A 7,266-nucleotide genomic window follows, 5' to 3' on the forward strand; every position below is an offset into this window, starting at 1 on the left:
TTGACGGCAGCGGCAGCATTGACGGCAGCGGCACCGGCAGCATCGGCGGCAGCGGCAGCATTGACGGCAGCGGCAGCATTGACGGCAGCGGCACCGGCAGCATCGGCGGCAGCGGCAGCATTGACGGCAGCGGCAGCGTCAGCGTCGGAGGCAGCGTCGCGCGCTGACAACGGCGGGCAATAGCGGCAATGTTAACGCCGGATTCGGCAACGGTGGCGAAGGTCCTGCCGACGAGATCGAGATTGCCTGAGTCATGACCTGACCGCGATCAGCGCCGCGAACGCATCGCGGGCAGCCTGTCGATGCGGAGCCAGCCTCGGGAGTGCGTTCGTGAGCGTCAACCGCGAGATGCGGGAACGACTTTGGAAAAAGGTCCAGGAACATGCCGGGCCTCCGCCCAAGGACATGCCAAAACGGCCGGCAACGCAGTGGGTCAAGCCGGGAATCAAAGCCCGTGTGAAGCACCTCCGGGGCGAGAAAGACCTTCGGCACGCATCGCTGCAGGATTTTTGGGATGAGAGTTAGCGACCAGTGGCAAGGGATCAGCATTCAGGAATATAATCCTCTCGTAGCGAGAGACGATCAGGCATGTAGCCTGCTCATGACGCCCGTTTCCGGATGATCCAGCCGATGCCTCCCGCAAGCGCGATGCCGAGTAGCGGCCATTTCGCCCAGAAAATCCCGTTCCAGGTCAGCAGGTTTACACCGACGACCCCCAACGCGACGACACTCAGCATGGCGACGCCCCGATTGATGAGCCTCGTCATGCTTGCCCAGCGGAGGCCCGCCAGAACCGCTACGGCGAGCATCGGCCACCCAGCCCAGAAAATCCCATTCCACGAAAGCACATTGATGGCCACCAACCCCAACGCGGTCAAGGCAGGCAAAAGGAATTTCCGGCTGATCCTGCGCCCGAGGAAAGCGCCAGACCGGGCGGCGTCGCGCGACCGCCCGTCAGCGGCCGGTTCGGCACGGCGCGCCACCGCTTCGGCCCCGCTCTTCTCACCGCCGATCCGGACAACGTAGCTCGGCACACCTTCTTCGATGTTCTTGACGGCGAGGTCGCCCAGGAACTCGAACCCGACCGCCATTTTGTTGCGGACCTGATCGTACACCGTATTTGAGATCACGATCCCGCCTGCCGGGGCGGCGGTCTGAACGCGGGCGGCAATGTTGACGCCGTCTCCATAAATGTCATCTCCCTCGACCATGACATCGCCAAGGTTGATTCCAATCCGAAAGCGCATCTGCGTTTCGGCCGGGCGAACGGCATTGTGCCCGGCCAACTCGTTCTGAACGTCGATGGCCGTCCGGACGGACTCGACCACGCTCGGGAATTCGGCGATCAACCCGTCGCCCCAGGTGTTGACGACACGCCCGCCGCGGGCCTCGATTAGGCGCGCCATTGCGTCCCTGTACTGTTTCAGAGTCGCCAGCGTTCCTTCTTCGTCGGCTTCCATCAGGCGCGTATAGCCCTGAACATCCGCCGAAAAGATGGTCGTCAGTTTGCGTCGTGTCGCCGACATTGAACTGTCCCTGCTCGATGTGAGCAGCCGAAGCTTGCCGTGCTCCGGTGGCTGAGTCTACGCCGCATTCCCGCGTCGCATGAAGATACTGAAAACACTCTTTCTGGGCGCGGGGATGGCGATTCTGGCCGCAGCGAACAGGAAGCGCGTTGTGTCGACCGGAGGGCCCGAAAAGCCGCCCGGCGGGGGAGGGTCCCGAAGTCATGGACGGTGACCGCTTCCGTCGCGTCCTGCGGAAGCTGCATCGTCGACGTTTCGCGTTCTTCTTATTTGCGAGCCGGAGCGCCAGCCGCCAAGCCCGGAGCCCCGATGGAGCCCGGCAGGCCGCCGTCGAGATCCCCGTGGGTGATTGTACCGGAGGATCGCACGGCATGCCGTGCGATGTCGATGGGGGGCAGGGTGACGGAAAAAAATAACGTCAACCTCATGAACCTAGCGCCTCGGTGTCATGCTCGGTCGAAGCGGACGGCGCGGTCTCGCGGAGTGGACGGGCAGCGGCGCAGAATGGATGCGACCATTCTTTCTCAGCCTGCTTGCCGACGCCTGCGCACTCTCCGGTGACGTGCGACGGGCGCTCGGGGAACTGGATGAGGCTATAGCGGCGGTCGAGCGGCGGGGCAGCGCTGGCCGGACGCCGAACTGCATCGATTGCGAGGGCAGTTCCTGACAGCTTTGCCGGACGGCGGAAGACCAGGCGAAGTGCTGTATCGAAAAATCCGGGTTCGAGGCGAGGAATTCCCTTGCTTCTTCCTTGGCCTCTGCCAACTGCCCCAGCCGCGCCAGACTTGCAGCCAAGATGCGTTGCGAACCGAGCCGATGCGTCGCCTCATGCCTGAGTGTTTCGACGGCATCGGCGTATTGACCCGCTGCGTATTGGGCGAGCCCGAGAACACCACTGTTCGGGCAGCCGCCGAAGGTATGCCCGATATCAACCGCCGCCGCCTTCTGCTTGGCCTCGCGGCTACTTCAACCGCCGCTGCCGCTGCGGCGGCCTTGGCTGCCGCTTCAACGATCTCGACGCGACCGCAGCGCCGTCTGTCGCTGACGCGATCCCAGTTACGCGGACGAAAACCAGTCTCGATGCAATGCTGCTGGAGCTCAAGGGCGCGAAACCGAAGCGGGTGCAGGTCGATCCGGAGCCCGAGCCCGAGGCGGATCGAGTATGGCGTGCGAGGTACTGGGGCAATCTTAGCGTGAGCGACGATGAGCTTGAGCGGAGGTACAGCGCGCCAACATGGGCGGTGTTGTGCTACCCGATGCATGCCGAGTGGATCGAAGACGATGCGCGGCTGACCAGACTGGCGCAGGATTGGCGATTGGCGAGTCCTACGGCCGCGTCAGGACGCGCGGGAGCCGCATCCCGGTCCATAAGACCAGCCAAGGGCGAGATCGCGTCCAGCGGCTCGCCTGCGTTTCAAAATCAACCCCAGGCGCTTGCCAACGGCCAGTTTCCGGCACGGCCCGCCTAAGAACGACATAGCAGGGAACCGATTTAACAAGCTCTGAGTTTCAATTGTTAACCCAAGGTGAAAGTCTTAGGGAGCAACACAATGAAAACCATCCATCATCTCCTCGCCGGCACCGGTATGGTGCTGATTTCAGGTGCATTTTTCGGCTCAGCGGCGACCGTTCCAGCATTTGCGCAGGCGATTGAGCGCCAGATCTTGGCGGGGCAGCAATGTCGCTTGTGCCCGCCGCTCACCACTGGCGAGGGCCATCCGACAGGCACAGCTAGTAGGGACACCATCGCCGGCAGCGGCAGCGTCGGCGACCACGGCACCGGCAGCGTCGGCGGCAGCGGCAGCATTGACGGCAGCGGCAGCATTGACGGCAGCGCCACCGGCAGCATTGACGGCAGCGGCAGCATTGACGGCAGCGGCAGCATTGACGGCAGCGGCAGCATTGACGGCAGCGGCAGCGGCAGCATTGACGGCAGCGGCAGCGGCAGCGTCGGAGGCAGCGGCAGCGTCGCGCGCTGACAACGGCGGGCAATTAGCGGCAATGTTAACGCCGGATTCGGTCAACGGTGGCGAAGGTCCTGCCCGCGAGATCGAGGTTGCCTGAGTCATGACTTGACCGCGATCAGCGCCGCGAACGCATCGCGGGTGCATAGGCGCCGCTGCTATGTTTCGGCCAGTCGAGTGCCAGACCTTGCTCTACAAGCCACTGCTGGACGTCGCGACCGTCGGCACGCGCACAATCGCCGACGAGCCGACCGTGGCGATCCCGGTCGACAAAGTTACAGTGTAGGGGCCTAGATGCGGACAGGAAGGTCTCCAACGCGGCGGCAGCGCGGCGCCCGCAGGGGTATCGAAGCCTTTGGCGTCATCGCAATATTGCCGGCTCTCAGGCGCGTCGATGCCGCTGAACCGAATCCTTTGGCCGGCAATCTCTACCGTGTCACCATCGATCACGGAGGCGCGGCCTTCCATCGAAGCAGGCAGCGGCTCGGTCCAATTCGTTACCGTGCCCTGAAGGCTTGCGGTGCCTGCATTACGAATTGGGTGATTGTGGCGGCAAGCGTACCTACGGAACATCAGCGCCAAGAGCGGTCGCGGCAGCCGCCGTGCCGGCATTCTTCTGCCAGCGCGCCTTCGCCAGCGGTCAGCCTGATTGGCGCCTTGATAACGGTGACCTTTGCCCACGCCTTATCCCCCTGAAGAGAGAATGCCGCTATTGCGGGCGAGAGTCTCGAAGCTGCCTAGTCGGCCGGCAGCGGCGTTGTGCCTTTCGGTCGGCGGATTTTTTTCACCAGTTCGACCGAACTGGCATCGACCGTGATCCGCCCGAGCACCTGCACCGTTACGCGGCGCAACTCCTCGTCAACGTGTACGACCTCGCCTTCAAGCCTGATCTTGTCGCCTGGCTTGGCCTTCGGTTCGATGGTTGAATAGGACTGATTTGCCGTCCAGATATGCAGGGTCACGCGATCCTCGATACGCTTGCCCACCGTGGCCATGATCGCCACCTTGTCGCCGATATTGATCTCCCGCGGCATGGATAGGATTCTGGAGCGGGTGGGATCTTAGTCAACAGATTGGTAATCTCCGAGACAGCGCGCTTCGCTCTAGCGGGGACGGCCCCGCGGCTTGGTTGCGAGGTGGGGACTTCCCCGGCACAGTCAGATCGCTCCGTCCCGGCGTTGCGCCGCGTGCGGTCGGAACAAATGGGATCGAAGCCGGTTAACAATCGAAGGGACCGCAAACGAAGCGGTATGATGATGATTGATATTTTTAGCTTCGAATTGGCCAGTGCCAGGCTGCGCGTAAAACGAGCCGAGCGCTCGCTTAAGCATGCGAAGTTGGCGGACCATGGCTGCGTCGCCGTCAATCTCGCGTTGTGCGACCGCATACGGTCCGAGCAAAGGCGCGTGAGCGAGGCGAGGGAACGCATGACGAAAATCGATCCCACCAGCCCCGCCGGCAATACGTGAGTGTTTTGCCTCACCTGATATTGCCTAGGCTGGAGAAGGCTCCCCGCGCGCAGGCATCCACCAGTTAACCGGGCATTCCTTTATGAAATCAAGTGTTTAGGGCGTTCTGATGGCTCGGCATGCTTCGACGCTACTGCTTTTTTAACGTCAGTCTCGGGGGTCTAAAATAGAGCGAACGGGGGGAGCAAAATTCAAAAGCGCTGCATTCTCAATCGGTTGCCGGCCAGGCACGGGGCGCCGCGCCTAAAGTAGGGGAAGCCGCCCCCGGTCAGCAGGACACGGACGCCAATACCGCCGCCCCCCGGGCAAATGAAGAAGACTACCGAAGACTACTGATTGGCAACGTCAGACACGGGGAAGGCCGGCGCCGCTGGGGGGGGCGTTGGGGTGGATTGCCTGTAGGGTGCCGGCCTGGCGGATTGGGGTCGGCCGCACGACAACTACCAGAGGGTAGGTAGAAATCACGGAAGTCCTAAGCGCTGCCGTCTATTTCGATTCCCTCGTCGATCGTTCGAACTGGCTGATAGGCGTTGATTTCCAGCCATTCGCGCAGCACGATCTGAATGAGTTCCGACCGGCCAATTTTCATTTCAGCCGCTATGAAGTTGAGAGCGTCATCCATTGCGGGCTCCAGCAGCACGCCGGAGACGTTTCTAAGCATCAATGGAGCGCGACGCGTTACGTTACAAACCGCGCCGCGAAGGTATGAGACGGTCTGCAAAGACTGGGTGAACCACCCCGGAACGGCCGCCAAACCAGCCAGCAATCGCGCCAAGCACAAGGGAGACGAATGCCAGAAGCGCGCCGGTCGATGCGATCGAAGCAGCGGTATCTGCGGCTTCCGCCGCTTGTTGCTTCGCCTGCTCGACGGCTTGGCGATATTGCTGTTCCATCTGCGTCACCTGTTCCGTGGCTTGTTCGAGAGGGATACCACGTGCCGTCGCCAGTGCTTGTGCTGCGTTTTGACGGGCTGAATTGACATCCGCCTCGTTGCCCATGACGAGCGCACGCATCGCACTGATGGCCGCATTGTTAAGCGCCTCCGGGTCCGTACCGGTCGAGCGCACCTGAGCCTCAATGGCTTCCAGAGGATTAGCCTCTGCCACAATTGGTTCCGCGGTTTGCGCTACGGTCTCGCCCAAGCCGCCGACGGCGCTTGCGATACCGCTAAAAGCTCCGCCAACAATAATGCCGACTGTGCTGGTGAGGAAATATAGCACCAGCAAGGTTGTGAGTGCCCAGGTTGTCAGCCCATGGAGCGCGCCCGTGGTGGGGGACGTCTTGCCGGACATCCGAGCAGCGATGTAGCCGCCGACGAACGCAGCAACAATGCCAGACAGGACGTACCAGATACCGGCTACAATTGAAAACGTCGATGCCTCGGGATTGTCACCGGTCCCGGGATCGAGCGTCGCGATGCCGACACCAGCACCCAGCATCGTCAGCAGGACTTGCGTCACGAGAGCCACAACCACTCCGGCGAGAATGGCGCCCCAACTGACTTTGTTCAGAAGGATCGCGTGAGCATCATCACTTGCGGTCGAGTAAGCCAAATTTTCTTCTTGGCGGGGGTTGGGAATTGCGTCGCTCATCACTGTTGTCCTTGTTATTGCGGCAAGCTCCTGGGGAACCAGCGCTGCGATGATGGCCTTCATTGCTGGGGCTGACCGCCCTCGACTCTCCAACCGCAGGGAGAGAGAAATGTTCCGAATTGCCGTGCGGAGATGATCATGAAACGCACATTGATTATCCTATGCCCGTTGCTGGTCTCGTTCGAGGCGCAGGCGATTTCTCGTTACAACTCGACCAGCATGAGCTGTGACGAGGTCAGGGCAACGATCGCAGGCGACGGCGAGGCGATAACGCGCTATCGCTCGAGGCGCGACTCGAGCCATGGCAACAACAGCGGAGGACAATTTCCGGATCGAGGTTTGGGACCGCGAGGAGAAGGCGCTTGTCGAGACCATCTGTCGATCGCCGGACTCATTTGTCAGCCAAGCGGCCTGGCAAACCGCCATCCGGGCGCCGCAGACCATCGTAGAGGGCAGCATACATGCCGGGCTGGACGTATCGCTGAGCGATCTCCGCAAATGGCACATGTTACGGGCCTGGTGCAGAAATTGCTCGCACCATGCGGAGGTCAAGGCGCCCGCCCTCATCAGGCGCTATGGCAGGGACGCGCTCTTCAGCACGGTCGAAAGGGCACTGCCTGGGTCCAGTATAGAGGGCCGGTTACTTCATGCGAACCTGTGCCACGCTGTCCCTGTAGTCCGCTTTCGGGTCGCCCATCCCGAGGAAAAGTTTCAC

At 61.9% G+C, this 7,266-nt stretch carries 8 protein-coding genes and 1 pseudogene; 4 read left to right on the forward strand and 5 right to left on the reverse strand.

Annotation, left to right across the window (positions count from 1 at the left end; genetic code table 11):
- Positions 1 to 599 precede the first annotated feature (599 nt).
- Entirely contained in the window at positions 600 to 1,526 is a 927-nt protein-coding gene (locus AC0L2Z_RS34475; protein ID WP_473630529.1) for an adenylate/guanylate cyclase domain-containing protein, read from the reverse strand.
- Positions 1,527 to 2,034: 508 nt separating this feature from the next.
- Between AC0L2Z_RS34475 and AC0L2Z_RS34480 the strand changes: the two genes are divergently transcribed.
- Both AC0L2Z_RS34480 and AC0L2Z_RS34485 read left to right on the forward strand, forming a co-directional pair.
- Positions 2,035 to 2,193, forward strand: coding sequence for a hypothetical protein (locus tag AC0L2Z_RS34480; protein ID WP_287364366.1), 159 nt, complete (start codon positions 2,035 to 2,037; stop codon positions 2,191 to 2,193).
- 883 nt (positions 2,194 to 3,076) lie between these two features.
- On the forward strand, positions 3,077 to 3,505 hold the full coding sequence (locus AC0L2Z_RS34485; RefSeq protein ID WP_473630530.1) for a hypothetical protein: 429 nt from the start codon (positions 3,077 to 3,079) through the stop codon (positions 3,503 to 3,505).
- 103 nt (positions 3,506 to 3,608) lie between these two features.
- Here AC0L2Z_RS34485 and AC0L2Z_RS34490 read toward each other — a convergent pair whose 3' ends face one another.
- Both AC0L2Z_RS34490 and AC0L2Z_RS34495 read right to left on the reverse strand, forming a co-directional pair.
- Positions 3,609 to 3,806 (reverse strand): thermonuclease family protein, encoded by a 198-nt coding sequence (locus tag AC0L2Z_RS34490; protein ID WP_473630531.1) that lies wholly within the window; start codon positions 3,804 to 3,806, stop codon positions 3,609 to 3,611.
- Positions 3,807 to 4,227: 421 nt separating this feature from the next.
- Positions 4,228 to 4,524 (reverse strand): hypothetical protein, encoded by a 297-nt coding sequence (locus tag AC0L2Z_RS34495; protein WP_128248512.1) that lies wholly within the window; start codon positions 4,522 to 4,524, stop codon positions 4,228 to 4,230.
- Positions 4,525 to 4,740: 216 nt separating this feature from the next.
- Here AC0L2Z_RS34495 and AC0L2Z_RS34500 point away from each other — a divergent pair, with 216 nt between their 5' ends.
- The gene (locus AC0L2Z_RS34500) at positions 4,741 to 4,959 is read left to right on the forward strand and encodes a hypothetical protein (protein ID WP_287240872.1); all 219 of its coding nucleotides are present in this window, start codon (positions 4,741 to 4,743) and stop codon (positions 4,957 to 4,959) included.
- Between the two features lie 472 nt (positions 4,960 to 5,431).
- Here AC0L2Z_RS34500 and AC0L2Z_RS34505 read toward each other — a convergent pair whose 3' ends face one another.
- Positions 5,432 to 5,581: a hypothetical protein gene (locus AC0L2Z_RS34505; protein WP_287240870.1), complete on the reverse strand. Its 150-nt coding sequence runs from the start codon at positions 5,579 to 5,581 to the stop codon at positions 5,432 to 5,434.
- A gap of 61 nt (positions 5,582 to 5,642) precedes the next feature.
- Positions 5,643 to 6,551, reverse strand: coding sequence for a PhnA-like protein (locus AC0L2Z_RS34510; protein WP_473630532.1), 909 nt, complete (start codon positions 6,549 to 6,551; stop codon positions 5,643 to 5,645).
- Positions 6,552 to 6,852: 301 nt separating this feature from the next.
- On the opposite strand from AC0L2Z_RS34510, the pseudogene AC0L2Z_RS34515 reads away from it, so the two are divergent.
- A pseudogene (locus AC0L2Z_RS34515) lies at positions 6,853 to 7,266 on the forward strand (hypothetical protein); the annotation flags it as partial.

Source organism: Mesorhizobium sp. WSM4850 (assembly GCF_055811735.1).